Below are 15,460 nucleotides of genomic sequence, written 5' to 3' on the forward strand. Positions count from 1 at the left end.
TAAAAATCGAGTTTTCTAGGTCTTTTGTAGTCAATTTCTTAAATTTGACTAAATTACCTGGTGATGCATTGGTTTTTTACGAAAATTGCCTATTTTCTGAGCATATTTACTTAAACTGAAAGATATCCATGCTGGAGAAGTTAACCAAAGCTCGCAATTTATCTAAGGCAAATAACGCCATCAAGCGTTTGATATCGGAGCGAGGTGAATCTAACGCACTCAGCATGGCTGATGATGTAGTTAATAACTACCGCAAATTAGCAAAAGATCAACACGTCTCATTTTTTACTTTTTTGTTTGAGAAGCTCAATCCCGAAGCGGACGCAGTGCTCAAGGCAGCGCAAAATTTTGTTGCTGATTCCAGTGCGCGTAATTACATCCAGCTTCAAAAGGTTTCTGAATCTCCGCGCCAAGAATTCTTTAGACGTCTCAATCGTGCTAGTCATGGGACTGCAGCTGTAGTTCAGATGCGTCGAGATCTATTGCAGTTACTAGATAAAAAACCAGAATTAGCTGCGGTGGATTTTGATATGCGCCATTTGTTGTCATCTTGGTTTAACCCGGGCTTCTTAAAAATGCATCGGGTGGACTGGAAATCTCCAGCAGAGGTGCTGGAGAAGTTAATTCAACATGAAGCAGTTCATGCTATCGATGGTTGGGATGACTTGCGTCGTCGGCTTCAGCCAGATCGTCGTTGCTTTGCTTTCTTTCATCCGCAGTTACCAAGCGAGCCCTTGATCTTTGTAGAAGTGGCGCTCTTGCCAGAGATCCCAACGGTGATCACACCATTGGTTGACAAAAAAGCAGAGACAGTCGATCAGGCATCCCAATATAAGGTCGCTGTTTTTTATTCCATCAGTAACTGCGAGCCTGGTCTTCGTGGCGTATCCATGGGGAACTTCCTGATTAAGCGGGTTGCGGAGCAATTGCATGCTGAATTCCCCGGAATCAAAACTTTTGTAACCTTATCGCCCATTCCGGGATTTATGGATTGGGTGGCCGCAGGCGCGCATCTGGGTAAGGGCGTTCCTGCGGAGCGCTTGAAACCGAATTTGAAAGCGGCGCGTGATGCGGCTTTGGCGCTTCTGAGGCTCGATAGCCAGTCTTGGAGTGAACGACTGGCGGGCGGCTGGCACCCAGATTTAGCCTCTGAGAAGGAGAAGGCTGCCTTATTAAGCTTGGCAAGTATGTATTTGGGACTTGCCTCTACAGGGCGCGATGGTAATCCTGTGGCGAAATTTCATTTGGGCAATGGTGCAAAGTTGCATTTAGTGAATTGGGCAGGGGATTTATCGCGCAAAGGATTGCGTCAATCAGCAGGGCTAATGGTGAACTATCTGTATGACTTGGGAAGTGTTGAGGATAACCATGAGCGCTTTGCTAATGGAGAAATTGTCTACTCAAGGGCAGTGGGCCGCTTGATGGCACCCTAGTGTTTTCCCTTGTATGGACTTTTGCAGTAAGCGTTAAGTACCCTTAGAATGGGTGCTGTATTTAAAAAAACGAAGTCAATCATTAGATTGATATAAAAGGAGACAAAGATGTTTAATCAAAAAAACAGGGCATCACTTTTTTCTGTAAGCACGTTGAAGAAATCACTATTTCTACTTTGTGCAGCACCGCTAGCGGTAATGGCGCAAGAATGGCCAGCTAAGCCAGTTACTTTTTTAAATCCGTTCCCAGCGGGCGGAGGAACTGATGCATTCGCAAGACCCTTGGCGGCTCAATTAACTGAGCAGTTAGGTAAGCAATTTGTTATCGATAATCGTGGTGGAGCAGGTGGCACTGTTGGTGCTTCAGTTGCGGCAAAGGCAGCTCCTGATGGCTACACTTGGTTTATTGGTGCGACACATCACACGATTGCACCATCAATGTATAAAAACTTAGATTACGACATTGAAAAGAGTTTTATTCCTGTGGCTATGTTGGCAAACGTACCTCAAGTTCTGGTGGTTAACCCACAGCGCGTGAGTGCTCGCAATGCTAAAGAGTTCATTGATCTTATGAAGAAGAATCCTGGTAAATATAATTTTGCTAGTGCAGGTAGTGGTACTGTTCATCACTTAGCTGGTGAGTTATTCAAGATTCAGACAGGCACCTTTATTACTCACATCCCTTATCGTGGCGCTGGTCCAGCTATGAATGATTTGCTGGCTGGTCAAGTCGATTTGGAATTTGATGGCCTTGCTACATCTGCGCCACAAATTAACGCCGGTAAATTGGTGGCGATCGCCGTGGCTGCAAACAAGCGTTCTTCAGCAATTCCAAGTGTGCCAACATTCCAAGAGGCTGGTTTGCCTGACTATGTAGTGTCAACTTGGTACTCTATGTTTGCTCCAGCAGGCACTCCAAAACCGATCGTTGACAAGATGATTGTTGAAGTGCAGAAGGCCTTAAATTCACCAAAGCTCAAGTCAATCTGGGAGAAAAACGGCTCTGAGACGCCGAATCTCTATGGTGAAGCATTTGGTAAGCAAGTGCATGCTGACGTAGTTCGTTGGTCTAGCGTAGTCAAGAAATCTGGTGCTTCGTTAGATTAATTGAGTATTTAATGCATTGGTATTTGAGGCTCGAATGAATTTATATTCCTTATTGGAAAAGGGTTTTCCAAAAGATAAGCAAGCATGTGCACTTGAAACGCATGATGGACTTTATTACTCCTGGAGTGATCTAGAGCGTGCAACTGCCAAGATGGCAAATTTGCTTAAGAGTCTCAAATTACCTGCTGGATCAAGGGTTGCAGTACAGGTTGAAAAATCTCCTGAGGCCCTTTTTCTTTACCTTGCCACTATCAAGGCAGGCTACGTTTACCTACCTCTGAACACAGCCTATCAAGCGGCGGAAATTCAGTACTTTCTCGAGAATGCCGAGCCTGCAGTAGTAGTTTGCAGTTGCAAGAATTTCTCTTGGGTATCGAAGGTTGCTTTTAAGGCGGGCACTAAACACGTGTTTACTTTGGATGAAGATCGCAAAGGCACTTTGCTTGAGCGTGCAGCTGACCAAAGTGATAAGTTCAAGACTGTTGCGGTAAAAGATGATGATTTGGCTGCTATCTTGTATACCTCCGGTACAACCGGACGTAGCAAAGGCGCGATGCTGACTCACAAGAACTTGGGTAGTAATGCACAAGTGCTACAAAAGTTTTGGGGTTGGAAAAAAGGTGATGTCCTATTACATGCATTGCCAATCTTTCATGTCCACGGTCTATTTGTAGCTGCTCATGGTGCATTAATTAACGGTAGCAAAATGATTTGGTTGCCGCGTTTAGATACTGCGCAACTAATTCATCACATGCCCAATTCCACTGTAATGATGGGTGTTCCAACGTTCTATGTACGCTTGCTTGCAGATAAAAACTTTAATAAGAGCGTCACGCGCAATATGCGCTTATTTGTTTCTGGTTCAGCTCCTTTGCTCACGGAAACGTTTAATACTTTTAAAGAGGTGATTGGTCAACCGATTCTTGAGCGCTATGGCATGAGCGAGACCGTGATGTTGGTCTCCAACCCATACAAAGGAAATCGTGTAGGCGGATCAGTCGGTTTACCTTTGCCAGGTGTGAAGGTGCGCGTGGTTAATGAAAACAATAAACCTTGTGGTGTTGATGAAATCGGTAGTATCCAAGTTAAAGGCCCAAATATATTCAAGGGCTACTGGCGCATGCCAGAGAAAACTGCAGAAGAATTTACCAAAGACGGCTGGTTTAAAACTGGTGACGTTGGTCGTTGGGGTGGCGATGCCAATGGTGGTAAAGCACCCAAGGACTACCTTTGTATTGTTGGACGCAGCAAGGACTTAATTATTTCTGGCGGCTATAACGTTTATCCAAAAGAAATCGAAAGCTTTATCGATGACATGGATGGCGTAGATGAGAGTGCTGTGATTGGTATTCCGCATCCAGATTTTGGTGAAGCGGTAATGGCAGTGGTCGTACCCAAAGCAGGTGCCAAGCTAGATTCACAAGCTATGATTGCTACACTCAAAACGCAGATTGCAAATTTCAAGATTCCAAAGCGTTTAGAGATTGTTTCAGACTTGCCTCGCAATGCAATGGGCAAAGTCCAGAAGAATATTCTGCGTCAGCAATACACCAGCTAATCTCAGGAAATCAGTTTTTTAGAAACCAAATGCCTTGCGGCTTTCATTAAACATGAAGGCTGCAAGCATAAAGAGCATCACTCCAAAGATGCGTTTGAGTTGAGCTACATTGAGCTTTCTAGCCATCTTGGCGCCCAGCGGGGCGGTAAATATACTAACCGCCACAATGCAAAGCACTGCGGGAATATAAACAAATCCAAGTGAGCCCGCAGGGAGGTTGGGGTTGCCCCAGCTTCCATACATGTAGCCAATCGTTGCTGCAGCCGCAATCGGAAATCCTAAGCCTGAAGAACTTGCCATCGCAGTATGTGGTTTTACATTGCACCAAAGCATAAACGGCACGGTGATAAAAGCTCCACCTGCGCCAACAAGGCTGGCAATCACACCTGTAAATGCCCCAAATGAAAAAAGACCGAGGGGGCCTGGCAATTCTCGCCCAGCCGTAGGTTTTTTATTAATAATCATTTGGATCGAGGTATACACAATAAAAATGGCGAAAAATAGAGATAGCCAAGAGGTGTCAATTGCCTCAAAGATTTCACTACCGCCAACAAGGCTGCCAACAACTAGTCCAGGGCTCAGTGCTGCCACTAGTTTCCAGTCAATAGAGTTGTGTTTGTGGTGAGCCCAAATAGCTGAGGTGGTTGTAAAAAGAATGGTTACCATTCCAGTGGCAATTGCCATATGCACAATGACATTTTGACCAAACCCCAAATGATTAAAGACTACGATCATGAAGGGGACCAAAATCATTCCGCCACCAATACCAAGAAGCCCAGCAAGAAAGCCGGATATGCTGCCGCACAACATCAGCATGAGGATATCGGCTATCGACATGAATTCCCCGCCTTGGCCGCTAGGCCGTCATCCTGAACCCTAAGGTTCAAGGTGGAACGGCTACTCTGTTTCGGGTGCATTAAGAACTCCAGGGAGTGAACAGCTCGAGGCTGCCACTGTGAAGATTCGAAACGCTCACGCCCACAGTGTAAAGATCGTTCCGGATGCTTGCGCATCGGTTCAAGGAACTATTGGCCTTGGCGAACCAGGCAGGGAAAGGGTTTGCATCAGAGCATCTACTTGATCTTCCAGAGAGTGAATTTCTTTCTGGAGGCGAGCAATTTCATCTGAGTCGGAGTTTGATGAAGTGCTCTGCACAGGCGCATTTTGGGATGCAGTTTGTAATTTAATGAGATCACCAGCAATTTTCAGCGCGGCCATCATGCTGGCACGTTCGATGCTGCGATTGCCGCCATTGATTGCCAACTGAATTTGCTCATCCACTAATGTGCAAGCTGCACGCAGCAAAGGCTCATGTTCAGCGCTCGTGGCTAAGGTGATTTTTTGACCTGCGAGGGTTACTTCAATGCGTTGTTGGCTCATTGTCATCCTCTGGGTTAGGTGGCGTGACGGGTTCGCCAAGTAAGTTCAATTGACGTCCATCACTCTGTTCCGGTAGGCGGCTCAAAATGTGCTGAATTCGCTTCTGCGCATCTTCAATCTTAGCCTCAAGCTGATTGCGGTCTTGATATAAGGCTTTTACGGCATCGGAGATTAGCTGAATTTTGTGAGATAGCCTGTGCAATGATTCTGCTATCGAATCAGATTCAGTTGGGTCACTTGGGACATGAGGGGTGTACTCGGTCATATGGGCATTGTAGCCTTAGCAAAACGCTTTGTGAAACTCCTGGTTTTGGGCTTACTTGGGTAAAGCCACCCAATCATCCCCCAGCTTTTCTAGGTGAATGCGCCCATCAAATAGCTCGATTAGGGCCTGATGGGTTCTAGGGTCTTGGTTTGACCCCTGAAAATGTAGTTTGCCTTTACTCAGCATAACCAAATGGTCGGCACGGAGAGCAAAATGAATCTCATGTAATACCGTCACTAAGGTCTTGCCTTGAGTCAGTAAGTCGTCTTGCCATTTCAGAAAATCGGATTGATGAGGTGGGTCCAAATTGGCCAGGGGCTCATCCATGAGAAGGATGTCGGAGTCCACTGCAAGCATACGCGCCAATAAAACTCGCTGACGCTCTCCCCCAGATAGTTGCTGTAAGGGACGATGGCGTAAATGCCATGCGTCAGTCTGTTGCAAAGCCCTTTCGACCGAAATATGATCGGCATCGGAAGGGAGGTGCAGCCACCCCTGATGCGGAATACGTCCCAGCATGACTGTGTCATACGCACTTAAGGAATCATCAAATTCTTCTGAATTATTCGAGCCTTGATCGAGCCAAGCAATTTTCTTTGCAAGATCTTTTGGGGTAAATGCAGACAAAGGAACTTCGTCGATAGTGATGGAGCCATCCCACTTCAGTAACCCAGCCATTGCCTGTAAGAGGGAAGATTTTCCTGCGCCATTGGGTCCAATAACGCTAGTCCATTTTCCCTGTGGAATATCAATATTGAGATCGGAGAGAATGGCGCAAGGACCTCTGTATACATTAAGTTGGCGGGCTTTCATGAGCGCGCTCCAAGAGAGGTTCGTCTTAGCAGAATCAGCAAATAGAGACCGCCTAAGACCGCCGTCACTATGCCAACTGGAATTTCAATTGGCGCAAAGAGGGTGCGCGCAATCAGATCGGAACTCAGTAATAAGATTCCGCCACCTAGACAGGAGAATAAAAGCTGTACTCGTTGCCGTCCGCCAGAAAACTTCCTAACTAGATGAGGTGCTGCTAGCCCAACAAAAGCAATCAAGCCAGTCTGTGCAACAGCGCATCCAGTTGCAAGAGCAAGAATGCCAATCAATATCAGACGTAGTTGATCTAATGGCAAGCCTAAAGTGCGAGCGGTATTTTCACCAAGTGATAAAGCATCCAGAGCGGGGCTAATGATAAGAGTGATGAGTAAGCAAATCAGCAAAGCTACTGTCATGATCTCAACGCCAAGCCAATTCAATAACGTGGTGTTGCCCAGCATAAAGGATTGAATGCTTTGAAATAGATCAGGGCGGATAAATGTAAATAAAGAGTTTGCTGCGCCCAGGATCACGCTGATCACCACCCCAGATAATAAGAGGCGTAGGGAGCTGCGATAACCACCCGCTAACAGAAGAGAGGCCATCACTCCAAACAGCGCTCCCAGAAAGGCGCCGCCATTGAGACCAATAATTTCTAACCAAGAATTGCCAAGATAGGCAAAGCAGAGAATGCTGCCAACCCCAAGCAAGGCGCCCGATGCGCTTCCGAGTAGGTAGGGGTCAGCCAAGGGATTGCGAAATAGGCTCTGAGCAATACCGCCAGCAAGCCCTAATAAAGCTCCCGCAAGATAGGCCCCTAATGATCGTGGTAGCCGAATATCAAACAAGACAGTTTGATCAGTTTCTGACATATTCCAACTGGCACCCGTACTTCCGAGCAGAGTACCCATTAGCACTAAAGCTGCACTAAGAATGAGCAGGGCGAATAGCTTGCCTAGAAAATGGTTAGTCTGCATTACCGAGATGATGACATCTTCTCTTGGATGCATTGAGAAATAATCAACGCTGCTTCACCCATGCGTGGGCCGGGACGAACCAAAACATCATTTTGCTCGCCAGTAAATACGCAAATTCGATTATTGGAAACCGCTGGAATAGAGTTCCACCCTGGACGTTTCTGAATATCAGCAACAGTTGATTCAGTAAGAAGGATGACGTCTGGCTTAGCCTGAACCACAAACTCAGGATTAATCTTCGGAAAAGCCCCTAAAGATTCGGGAATGATATTGATCAAACTTAAGCGTGCAAGAATTTCACCGATAAAAGAAGTGCTACCAGCCGCAAAGGGCGCTGGATTTACTTCAAAGTACACACGAATATTGTCTGCCCTGTCTGAAAGTTGCTTGCGAGCGCGCATGATTTCTTGTTGTATCTGATTCCAAACACGAGCGCTTTCGGAGGTGCCTAGTACAAGATCTAGCTTTTGAAGGGCGCGCTCTTCATCTCCCATTGACTTGATATCCAACGCAAAAGTCTTAATACCCAATCCATTTAACCGGGCAATAAGAGGAGACGCCTTATCAAGCAAGATAACATCCGGCTTGAGTTGCACAATACGCTCAATATTAATATCTCCAATGCCGCCAAGCTTGGGCAAGCCTTGAATCGATTTAGGCCAATTGGAAAAGCGATCAACACCAACCAATGCTGAACACTTTCCTAATGCACAAACAGATTCAGTGAGGGAAGGCAGAAGACTGACAACGCGCTGAGGTGGTTTATCAAATACCATTAGAACTCCTCGGTCATCTCTAACTGTAAGAGGTTTAGCAAACACTGCCAAAGAGAATGCAAGAAAAAATAATGCAACGCCGATTGTCAGGTAATGAGTCCGAGTTGAGGGTTGCATAAATTTATCCGTGCCAATTAACTGGATTAGAAGTTGTATTTAGCACTAAGATAAATTGATCTAGGATCATTTGCGTAATAGTAGTAACTATTTCCGCTACTGTTATTTGGGAACTGAACGTAACCATAACCCCCATAAGTTGAGTACTGTGCATTACCAACATTCTTCACGGTTAAACGAGTTTCCCAATTCCCCATTCTATAGTTCGCATAAATGTCACCTACTGCGTATGACGGCATGACGTTAAGACTGCTGTAGTAGGAGGGGGCGGCATCATAACGCTGATTGCTAACGTAATTTACTACACCACCAAGAGACCAATTATTGTTTAGTACGTAAATAGCTCTAGCATTTAGTAATAAGTTTGGTACCTGTGCAATAGCTTGATTTTGATAGGGCCCGTTAGCATAAAAAGCATTTTGTACTGTACCGCCGCCACCGATAGAAAGTTGAGAAGTCACGGGAGAGAGGAAATTTAGATTTGCACCAGTTCTATTGATGTTGTAGGGCGAATTAGAATTATTGTAGGTTGCAGGGTTGTACAAAATTTCATTTTGAGAAACTGAGCTAAAAACTGCTGCAGTCAAATTTGTTTTGAGTAGCTGCCAATTGCCACCAAGTTCATAGGTTTGAGCAGTTTGCGGCTTTAGAATACCGCCAAATGATGGGCTTCCTCCAGCGCTAGACCAAGTCCAAAATTCATCTACATTTGGAAAGCGATAGGATTGATTCCACTTGATGTAAATCCGTTGACCCTCAAGATATTTGAAATTAAATGCGATATCTCCAGCGTTTGCTGAGTAAGTTTGATTGGGGTTGGGATTGGCTGAGCCACTCCAGATACTTAAGCCATTAGCACTAGCGCTCTGTGTTTGATATCTATAGCCTCCAGCAAAATCTATGACTCTAGTTAGCGGATTTCTTTGAATTAAATACACGGATTGGTTGTAAAGGCTTGCGTTAGCGGAGCTGGATATTGGGTTGATTACTGCGCCTTGTGCTTGGGCGGCTTGATTCATGATGCTGCTATAGCTAGCAGCAGATGATTGACTTGCTTTGTTGAACTCGTAACCAACAATGCTCGTTCCAAATTTACCAAAGTCACCTTTTATTCGAGGGCTGAAGTTGGCTTGCCACCCCTCATATTTTGTAAAGGATGGACTTATAGTTGGAAAGGCTCCAACACCCGAAGCGGTAGTGGAGTAATAGGGCTGAGTAAAAAAGGTAGTTTTGGCGCTGTAGAAACTATCAACTTCTAAATTAAAAGTATCGCTTAATGCTTTAGCCAGACCCATTCTGATCCCAGAATTGTCGACAGTAGTGCCCGATCCAATGTTATTAAATTTTGCAAGTTGTGGATTGCCTTGCCCTACTTGTCCAAGCGTACCTCCTGGCATTTGCTGATTGGAGTAGCTATAAAACAGATCAGCATATACATTATCCTTACCCCCTAACGATTGCGTTACTTTGCCATCAAATGAATAAGCATTAGCAGCAGAGTTTTGACGCCAGCCATTTGTATTGGAGGTATTGGCACTTAATTGGACAGTTGTTTGATCTATGGTGTTTCTAAAGATGGCGTTACTTACTAGGGTGTTGAAGCTGCCATAGCTGGTTGATGCTTGATTAAGAGTTTTGCTTCCACCATTTGTGATGATGTTAATGACACCTCCTAAAGCACCATTACCATATTGAACGCTGGCCCCGCCCCGCAATATTTCAATGCGGTTAATTGAGTCGAGTGGAATTGATTCCCAAGATATGCCCGATGAATCAATGGGATTGATGCGTTGCCCATCAACTAGGATAAGAGTTGTATCTTTAGCTGTGGGACCATATCCACCCATATCCACGGTTGCGCCAAGGTTTAGCTGCCCGCCTGCAGTACTTCTTATATTCAAGCCGCCAATCTGCGACAAAATGTCTGGAATGTTAGTCGACGTAGATTCCGCAATTTCTTCGCGGGTAATCACTTGAACATTCGCAGGTACTTCGTTTAAGTTTTCTTCAAAGCGTGAGCCAGAGACAATAACTGTTGATTGTGAGTCTTGAGCTGCCGCGTTAAATGTTGCTGCTGCGCCGCAAAGTAGGGCGATCAGCGTTTTGCTACTGAACTGCTGTTTCATGATGAACCTTCTGCCTTCGAATCACCTAGCTAACTTCCCCGTAAGCTGGGTCGAACAGAATTTCACTTTGTGAGAGTGTTCAGGCGTCAATTGGACATCCCGCCTCTATGGCTTAGGATGCTTCATCGGCGCGCGAAGGATCCCCGTCCGCAAAATTCCACCTGTCTTGGCCGGTATCCGGGCTAGTAAATCTCAGAATCTGGCCTTCCCATGCAATTGACGCGCACAGTGGCTTACTCAGACTCCTGACACCTTTTCCCTGAAGTTGGGGGTGTATTTACTTACCGTTGCGGGGGCAGCACACGTTTAGTGTTTCCCGTTTAACTTTATTGCATTGCAATAAAGCACCACGACCCTGTAATTCTATCTTAGGCCGAGTATTTGTCGGCTCAAAACCCCAAAAAAGCCTACAATATAGCCTCTAGGACTAAGGATTCATGACAGCATTAGACAAGCACCCCGAAAAAAATCTGATTCGATTGCAGCTGAGTCAAAACTCAGTCTTAAAAAGCTTGGATCCTGCAGCAATGGCCGATTTAGAGCGCCATTTAGTGATTTCAGACCTCAAAAAATCAGAAATCTTGCTTCATCAAGGTGATCACCAGATGGAGCAGTACTTCGTTCTGGATGGAATCTTGAAGCGCATTGTTTCTAGTGCGGACGCAAAAGAAATGATTCTGCGTTTTGCCATTGAAAAAGATATTGAGACTAGCTATGCGGCTTGGCGCCTCAAAACGGCAGCCCCTTACAGCATTGCTTCAGTTACGAAAGCACGCGTAGCCCGTATGCCTCTGAAGAAATGGGCTGAATTTTTGGATGCACACAAGCCTCTGAAGGAGAGCTTTGAGTTCGAAGTCATGCGCCTGATGAGTGAGATCATGGCCCATACGATTACCCTCCATATGCTCGATGCCCCGGGCCGTGTAGAGCGGTTTTTACGTAAATACGAAGACCTATTTGAGCTTCTCCCTAAAAAAGAGCTGGCTGCTTACCTTAACCTCTCTCCAGAGACTTTAAGTCGCCTCAAAACAAAGCATAAAGAGCTCTTTGTTTAGTCAGAAATCCTAATTGTTTCTAGATTTCAGGGGAAATTGACCGAAGTCAATGATGATCCCTATCCCCAAGCCTAATATTCATCTCAGCCTCAACGGGAATGCTTTTGATTACCCGTGGCACTACTAATAACTAAATTGGAGACAGTTGGCGAAAGCTAAATTGCACTGAACAAGCGATATGTTCGGGCAGTGTAATTAACTATAAATTTCTATGACAACAGATAATCAAAATACCCAAGTCACTGATGGCTTTCATCTCGTCATTGATGCTTTAAAAGCAAATGACTTAGATACTATTTTTGGTCTCGTTGGTATTCCGATTACCGACTTGTGCCGTTTAGCTCAAGCTGAAGGAATGCGTTTCATCGGCTTCCGTCACGAGCAGCATGCCGGTAATGCTGCAGCGATTGCAGGTTACATGACTCAAAAGCCTGGCATCTGTATGACTGTGTCAGCACCAGGTTTCTTGAACGGTTTAACAGCCTTGGCTAACGCCACTGTGAACTGTTTCCCAATGATTTTGATTTCTGGTTCAAGTGAGCGTGAAATCGTTGACTTGCAGCAGGGTGATTACGAAGAGATGGATCAGCTCAATGCTGCTAAGCCATACTGTAAAGCTGCATATCGTATTAACCACATCGAAGATATCGGCATTGGTTTTGCTCGTGCAATTCGTGCAGCTGTATCTGGTCGTCCAGGCGGTGTTTATTTGGACTTGCCCGCACAACTATTGGCTCAAACAATGCCAGTGGAAGAGGCTAAGAAATCGATCTTCAAAGTAATCGATCCAATTCCACGTCAAATCCCTGCAGCTGATGCTGTTGAGCGCGCATTGAATGTATTGAAAGGCGCTAAGCGTCCATTGATTCTCTTGGGTAAAGGTGCTGCTTATGCTCAAGCTGATGCTGATATTCGTGCATTGATTGAGAAGTCTGGTATCCCTTACTTGCCAATGTCGATGGCTAAAGGCTTGTTGCCAGACAATCACCCACAATCTGCTTCTGCAGCACGTTCATTTGTATTGGCTGAAGCTGATGCAGTGATGTTGGTTGGTGCTCGTTTGAACTGGTTGCTTGCCCACGGTAAAGGCAAGACATGGGGCAAAGATCCTAAGAAATTTATCCAAATCGATATTCAAGCAAATGAAGTGGATAGCAACGTACAAATTGATGCTCCTTTGATTGGTGACATTGGTTCTGTAGTTGGTGAGCTTCTCAAAGGAATTGCCTCGGTTCCAAAACCGCCTGCCGAGTGGATCAGCGCGATCAACGAGAAAAAAGATAAGAACATGGCGAAGATGGCTGAAACATTAGCCAAAGAAGCCTCGCCAATGAACTTCCATGGTGCTTTGCGTGCCATCCGTGATGTGATCAAGCAAAACCCAGATGTGAACTTGGTAAACGAAGGTGCAAACACACTCGACTACTGTCGTGCGATTGTGGATATGTATAAACCACGGAAGCGCTTTGATTCTGGAACATGGGGAATCATGGGTATTGGTATGGGTTATGCCATCGGTGCTGCGGTAACAAGTGGTTTACCTACAGTTGCAGTTGAGGGTGATAGTGCATTTGGATTTAGTGGCATGGAATTAGAAACCATTTGCCGCTACAACCTTCCAATCACTACCGTGGTTTTCAACAACAATGGTGTTTACCGTGGTACTGACGTAAATCCAACTGGTGGCGCTGATGTTGCTCCAACAGTATTCGTGAAAGATGCGCGTTACGACAAGATGATTGAGGCATTTGGTGGTGTTGGTTATTACGTAACTACCCCTGCCGAATTAGAAGCGGCTTTGACTAAAGCGATTGCTGAACGTAAGCCAGCCTTAATTAATGCAGTGATTGACGAGACAGCTGGTACAGAGAGTGGACGTTTAACAAACCTGAATCCATCAACAGCTGCTGGTAAGAAGTAATACGTAATAAACACGTAATTTTTTAAGAACGAACTTAGCAACAAATAAGAAACACTTTAAGGAGAATCAAACATGACAAAACCATTAGACGGTATTCGTATTATTGACTTCACACACGTACAGGCAGGTCCTGCATGTACTCAGCTATTGGCTTGGTACGGTGCGGATGTGATCAAAGTAGAGCGCCCAGGTTCTGGTGACGTAACTCGTAGCCAGTTGCGTGATATCCCAGGTGCGGATGCCTTGTATTTCACGATGTTGAACGGCAATAAGCGTTCATTGACATTGGATACTAAGACACAAGAAGGTAAAGAAGTTTTAGAGAAGATGATTAAAACATCTGACGTGATGGTTGAGAACTTCGGTCCAGGCGCTTTGGATCGTATGGGTTTTAGCTGGGCACGTATTCAGGAATTGAATCCAAAAATGATCATGGCTTCTGTTAAAGGCTTTAGCGATGGCCATTCATACGAAGACTTAAAGGTATATGAGAACGTTGCTCAGTGTGCTGGTGGTGCAGCATCGACAACTGGTTTCTGGGATGGTCCTCCAACTGTTTCTGCTGCTGCTTTGGGCGATAGCAACACTGGTATGCATTTGGCTATCGGTATCTTGACTGCATTGATGCAGCGTCAAAAAACTGGCAAAGGTCAAAAAGTATCTTGCTCAATGCAGGATGCGGTATTGAACTTGTGCCGTGTGAAGTTGCGCGATCAACAACGTCTGGATAAAGTTGGCTATCTCGAAGAGTACCCACAGTATCCACACGGAACATTCTCCGACGTAGTTCCACGCGGCGGTAACGCTGGTGGTGGTGGTCAGCCAGGATGGGTATTGAAGTGTAAGGGCTGGGAAACAGATCCAAACGCCTACATCTATTTCACTATTCAAGGTCACGCTTGGGAGCCAATTACTAAAGCTTTGGGCAAACCAGAGTGGGCAACTGATCCAGCGTACATGACTGCAGAAGCGCGTCAAGATAAGATTTTTGATATCTTCGCAACGATTGAAGAGTGGCTCAAGGACAAGACTAAGTACGAAGCTGTGGACATCCTCCGCAAGTTCGATATTCCTTGCGCACCAGTTCTCTCAATGAAAGAATTGGCTGCTTCACCTGATTTGCGTAAGAGCGGCTCTATTGTTGAAGTTGACCACAAGGTTCGTGGTAAGTACTTAACAATCGGTAGCCCAATCAAGTTCTCTGATTTGAAGATCGACGTTGGTCCATCACCAGTATTGGGTGAGCACACCGATGAAGTATTGAAAGATCTTGGCTATAACGCTGATGATATTGCTAAGTTGCATGCAGCTAAAGCGGTTTAATAACAATAAGTAATTTTGTTTTGATCTTAAAGGCGCTCTTGTGAGCGCCTTTTTTTATTCACCCGAATGGTGTAAAAGTCTTTAGATAGGCATCATGAAAACAAATGTAGATTTATCCCAATTGATCGACTGCATTGGCGATGCAGTGATTGTTGCTGATGCTCATGAAAAAATTGTTCTTTGGAACGCAGCTGCAAGCAGAATTTTTGGTTACTCAGAAGAAGAAGCGCTTGGAAACACTTTAGATTTGATTGTTCCTGAACGTCAGCGCCAGCGACACAACGAGGGCTACAGCAAATCCATGGAGACAGGTACTACCCGTTATGGCACTTCATTGCTAAAGGTGCCGGCAAAGCACAAAGATGGCCATACTTTATCAATCGCTTTTACCGTGGGCATGTTGTTTGATGCAAATAATCAAGCTTATGGCGTAGTCGCAGTGATTCGGGATGAGACCCAAGGTTTTGCAGAAGAAAGGGCACTAAAAAAGCGACTTTCGGATCTCGAAAGCTGAATATTTCACAGCAAAATCCCCCAATATGAGGTATCTAGGCTGGTTTGTGCCTAATAAATAGGCACGCCATGTTGCACCGCAATCCGTCGCTGGTAAAA

The 15,460-nt window shown here is 45.3% G+C and carries 13 protein-coding genes, 1 other RNA gene, 1 pseudogene and 1 riboswitch; of the genes and pseudogenes, 7 read left to right on the forward strand and 8 right to left on the reverse strand.

Features of this window, described 5'->3' with window-relative positions; genetic code table 11:
- The first annotated feature begins 128 nt into the window (after positions 1-128).
- From FD975_RS02820 to FD975_RS02830, 3 genes are all read left to right on the forward strand, one after another.
- Complete coding sequence (locus FD975_RS02820; RefSeq protein ID WP_215302933.1) at positions 129-1,433, forward strand: malonyl-CoA decarboxylase; 1,305 nt, start codon at positions 129-131, stop codon at positions 1,431-1,433.
- Positions 1,434-1,541: 108 nt separating this feature from the next.
- Complete coding sequence (locus FD975_RS02825; protein ID WP_215302935.1) at positions 1,542-2,540, forward strand: tripartite tricarboxylate transporter substrate binding protein; 999 nt, start codon at positions 1,542-1,544, stop codon at positions 2,538-2,540.
- 34 nt (positions 2,541-2,574) lie between these two features.
- Positions 2,575-4,098 (forward strand): malonyl-CoA synthase, encoded by a 1,524-nt coding sequence (locus FD975_RS02830; RefSeq protein ID WP_215302936.1) that lies wholly within the window; start codon positions 2,575-2,577, stop codon positions 4,096-4,098.
- Positions 4,099-4,116: 18 nt separating this feature from the next.
- On the opposite strand, the gene FD975_RS02835 is transcribed toward FD975_RS02830, so the two are convergent.
- The 8 genes and pseudogenes from FD975_RS02835 to FD975_RS02870 form a co-directional block, all read right to left on the reverse strand.
- Positions 4,117-4,935: a sulfite exporter TauE/SafE family protein gene (locus FD975_RS02835; RefSeq protein ID WP_215302938.1), complete on the reverse strand. Its 819-nt coding sequence runs from the start codon at positions 4,933-4,935 to the stop codon at positions 4,117-4,119.
- Positions 4,936-5,154: non-coding RNA, 6S RNA (ssrS, locus tag FD975_RS02840), on the reverse strand.
- Between the two features lie 99 nt (positions 5,155-5,253).
- Positions 5,254-5,484: pseudogene (locus FD975_RS10525) on the reverse strand (cell division protein ZapA); the annotation flags it as partial.
- Positions 5,459-5,743 carry a hypothetical protein gene (locus FD975_RS02850; RefSeq protein WP_215302939.1) on the reverse strand — a complete coding sequence of 95 codons (285 nt, stop codon included), beginning with the start codon at positions 5,741-5,743 and terminating at the stop codon, positions 5,459-5,461. The gene FD975_RS02850 and the pseudogene FD975_RS10525, both read right to left, overlap by 26 nt.
- A 51-nt stretch (positions 5,744-5,794) precedes the next feature.
- Positions 5,795-6,556, reverse strand: a complete 762-nt coding sequence (locus tag FD975_RS02855; RefSeq protein ID WP_215302946.1) for an ABC transporter ATP-binding protein — start codon at positions 6,554-6,556, stop codon at positions 5,795-5,797.
- Complete coding sequence (locus FD975_RS02860) at positions 6,553-7,563, reverse strand: iron ABC transporter permease (RefSeq protein ID WP_251371396.1); 1,011 nt, start codon at positions 7,561-7,563, stop codon at positions 6,553-6,555. Before FD975_RS02860 ends, FD975_RS02855 begins: the two co-directional genes overlap by 4 nt.
- Entirely contained in the window at positions 7,530-8,423 is an 894-nt protein-coding gene (locus FD975_RS02865; protein ID WP_215302947.1) for an ABC transporter substrate-binding protein, read from the reverse strand. Before FD975_RS02865 ends, FD975_RS02860 begins: the two co-directional genes overlap by 34 nt.
- A 26-nt stretch (positions 8,424-8,449) precedes the next feature.
- On the reverse strand, positions 8,450-10,549 hold the full coding sequence (locus FD975_RS02870) for a TonB-dependent receptor (RefSeq protein ID WP_215302949.1): 2,100 nt from the start codon (positions 10,547-10,549) through the stop codon (positions 8,450-8,452).
- Between the two features lie 150 nt (positions 10,550-10,699).
- A riboswitch (cobalamin riboswitch) is annotated at positions 10,700-10,916 on the reverse strand.
- A 70-nt stretch (positions 10,917-10,986) separates the two neighbouring features.
- Here FD975_RS02870 and FD975_RS02875 point away from each other — a divergent pair.
- From FD975_RS02875 to FD975_RS02890, 4 genes are all read left to right on the forward strand, one after another.
- The gene (locus tag FD975_RS02875) at positions 10,987-11,604 is read left to right on the forward strand and encodes a Crp/Fnr family transcriptional regulator (RefSeq protein ID WP_215302951.1); all 618 of its coding nucleotides are present in this window, start codon (positions 10,987-10,989) and stop codon (positions 11,602-11,604) included.
- A 211-nt stretch (positions 11,605-11,815) separates the two neighbouring features.
- A complete protein-coding gene (oxc, locus tag FD975_RS02880) occupies positions 11,816-13,525 on the forward strand; it encodes an oxalyl-CoA decarboxylase (protein WP_215302953.1) in 1,710 nt (569 codons plus the stop codon).
- 72 nt (positions 13,526-13,597) lie between these two features.
- Positions 13,598-14,848: a formyl-CoA transferase gene (gene frc / locus FD975_RS02885; RefSeq protein WP_215302955.1), complete on the forward strand. Its 1,251-nt coding sequence runs from the start codon at positions 13,598-13,600 to the stop codon at positions 14,846-14,848.
- Positions 14,849-14,942: 94 nt separating this feature from the next.
- Complete coding sequence (locus FD975_RS02890) at positions 14,943-15,362, forward strand: PAS domain-containing protein (protein WP_215302957.1); 420 nt, start codon at positions 14,943-14,945, stop codon at positions 15,360-15,362.
- Positions 15,363-15,460: the final 98 nt, after the last annotated feature.

Source organism: Polynucleobacter sp. AP-Jannik-300A-C4, assembly GCF_018688335.1.
In the GTDB taxonomy this organism is placed as follows: domain Bacteria; phylum Pseudomonadota; class Gammaproteobacteria; order Burkholderiales; family Burkholderiaceae; genus Polynucleobacter.

What these genes read in the sequence shown, in the direction of transcription:
- FD975_RS02865 (WP_215302947.1), bottom strand. Translation starts at nt 8,423, where the DNA reads ATGCAACCCTCAACTCGGACTCATTACCTGACAATCGGCGTTGCATTA.
- FD975_RS02875 (WP_215302951.1), top strand. Translation starts at nt 10,987, where the DNA reads ATGACAGCATTAGACAAGCACCCCGAAAAAAATCTGATTCGATTGCAG.
- FD975_RS02830 (WP_215302936.1), top strand. Translation starts at nt 2,575, where the DNA reads ATGAATTTATATTCCTTATTGGAAAAGGGTTTTCCAAAAGATAAGCAA.
- FD975_RS02850 (WP_215302939.1), bottom strand. Translation starts at nt 5,743, where the DNA reads ATGACCGAGTACACCCCTCATGTCCCAAGTGACCCAACTGAATCTGAT.
- FD975_RS02855 (WP_215302946.1), bottom strand. Translation starts at nt 6,556, where the DNA reads ATGAAAGCCCGCCAACTTAATGTATACAGAGGTCCTTGCGCCATTCTC.
- FD975_RS02820 (WP_215302933.1), top strand. Translation starts at nt 129, where the DNA reads ATGCTGGAGAAGTTAACCAAAGCTCGCAATTTATCTAAGGCAAATAAC.
- frc (WP_215302955.1), top strand. Translation starts at nt 13,598, where the DNA reads ATGACAAAACCATTAGACGGTATTCGTATTATTGACTTCACACACGTA.
- FD975_RS02890 (WP_215302957.1), top strand. Translation starts at nt 14,943, where the DNA reads ATGAAAACAAATGTAGATTTATCCCAATTGATCGACTGCATTGGCGAT.
- FD975_RS02835 (WP_215302938.1), bottom strand. Translation starts at nt 4,935, where the DNA reads ATGTCGATAGCCGATATCCTCATGCTGATGTTGTGCGGCAGCATATCC.
- FD975_RS02825 (WP_215302935.1), top strand. Translation starts at nt 1,542, where the DNA reads ATGTTTAATCAAAAAAACAGGGCATCACTTTTTTCTGTAAGCACGTTG.
- oxc (WP_215302953.1), top strand. Translation starts at nt 11,816, where the DNA reads ATGACAACAGATAATCAAAATACCCAAGTCACTGATGGCTTTCATCTC.
- FD975_RS02860 (WP_251371396.1), bottom strand. Translation starts at nt 7,563, where the DNA reads ATGCATCCAAGAGAAGATGTCATCATCTCGGTAATGCAGACTAACCAT.
- FD975_RS02870 (WP_215302949.1), bottom strand. Translation starts at nt 10,549, where the DNA reads ATGAAACAGCAGTTCAGTAGCAAAACGCTGATCGCCCTACTTTGCGGC.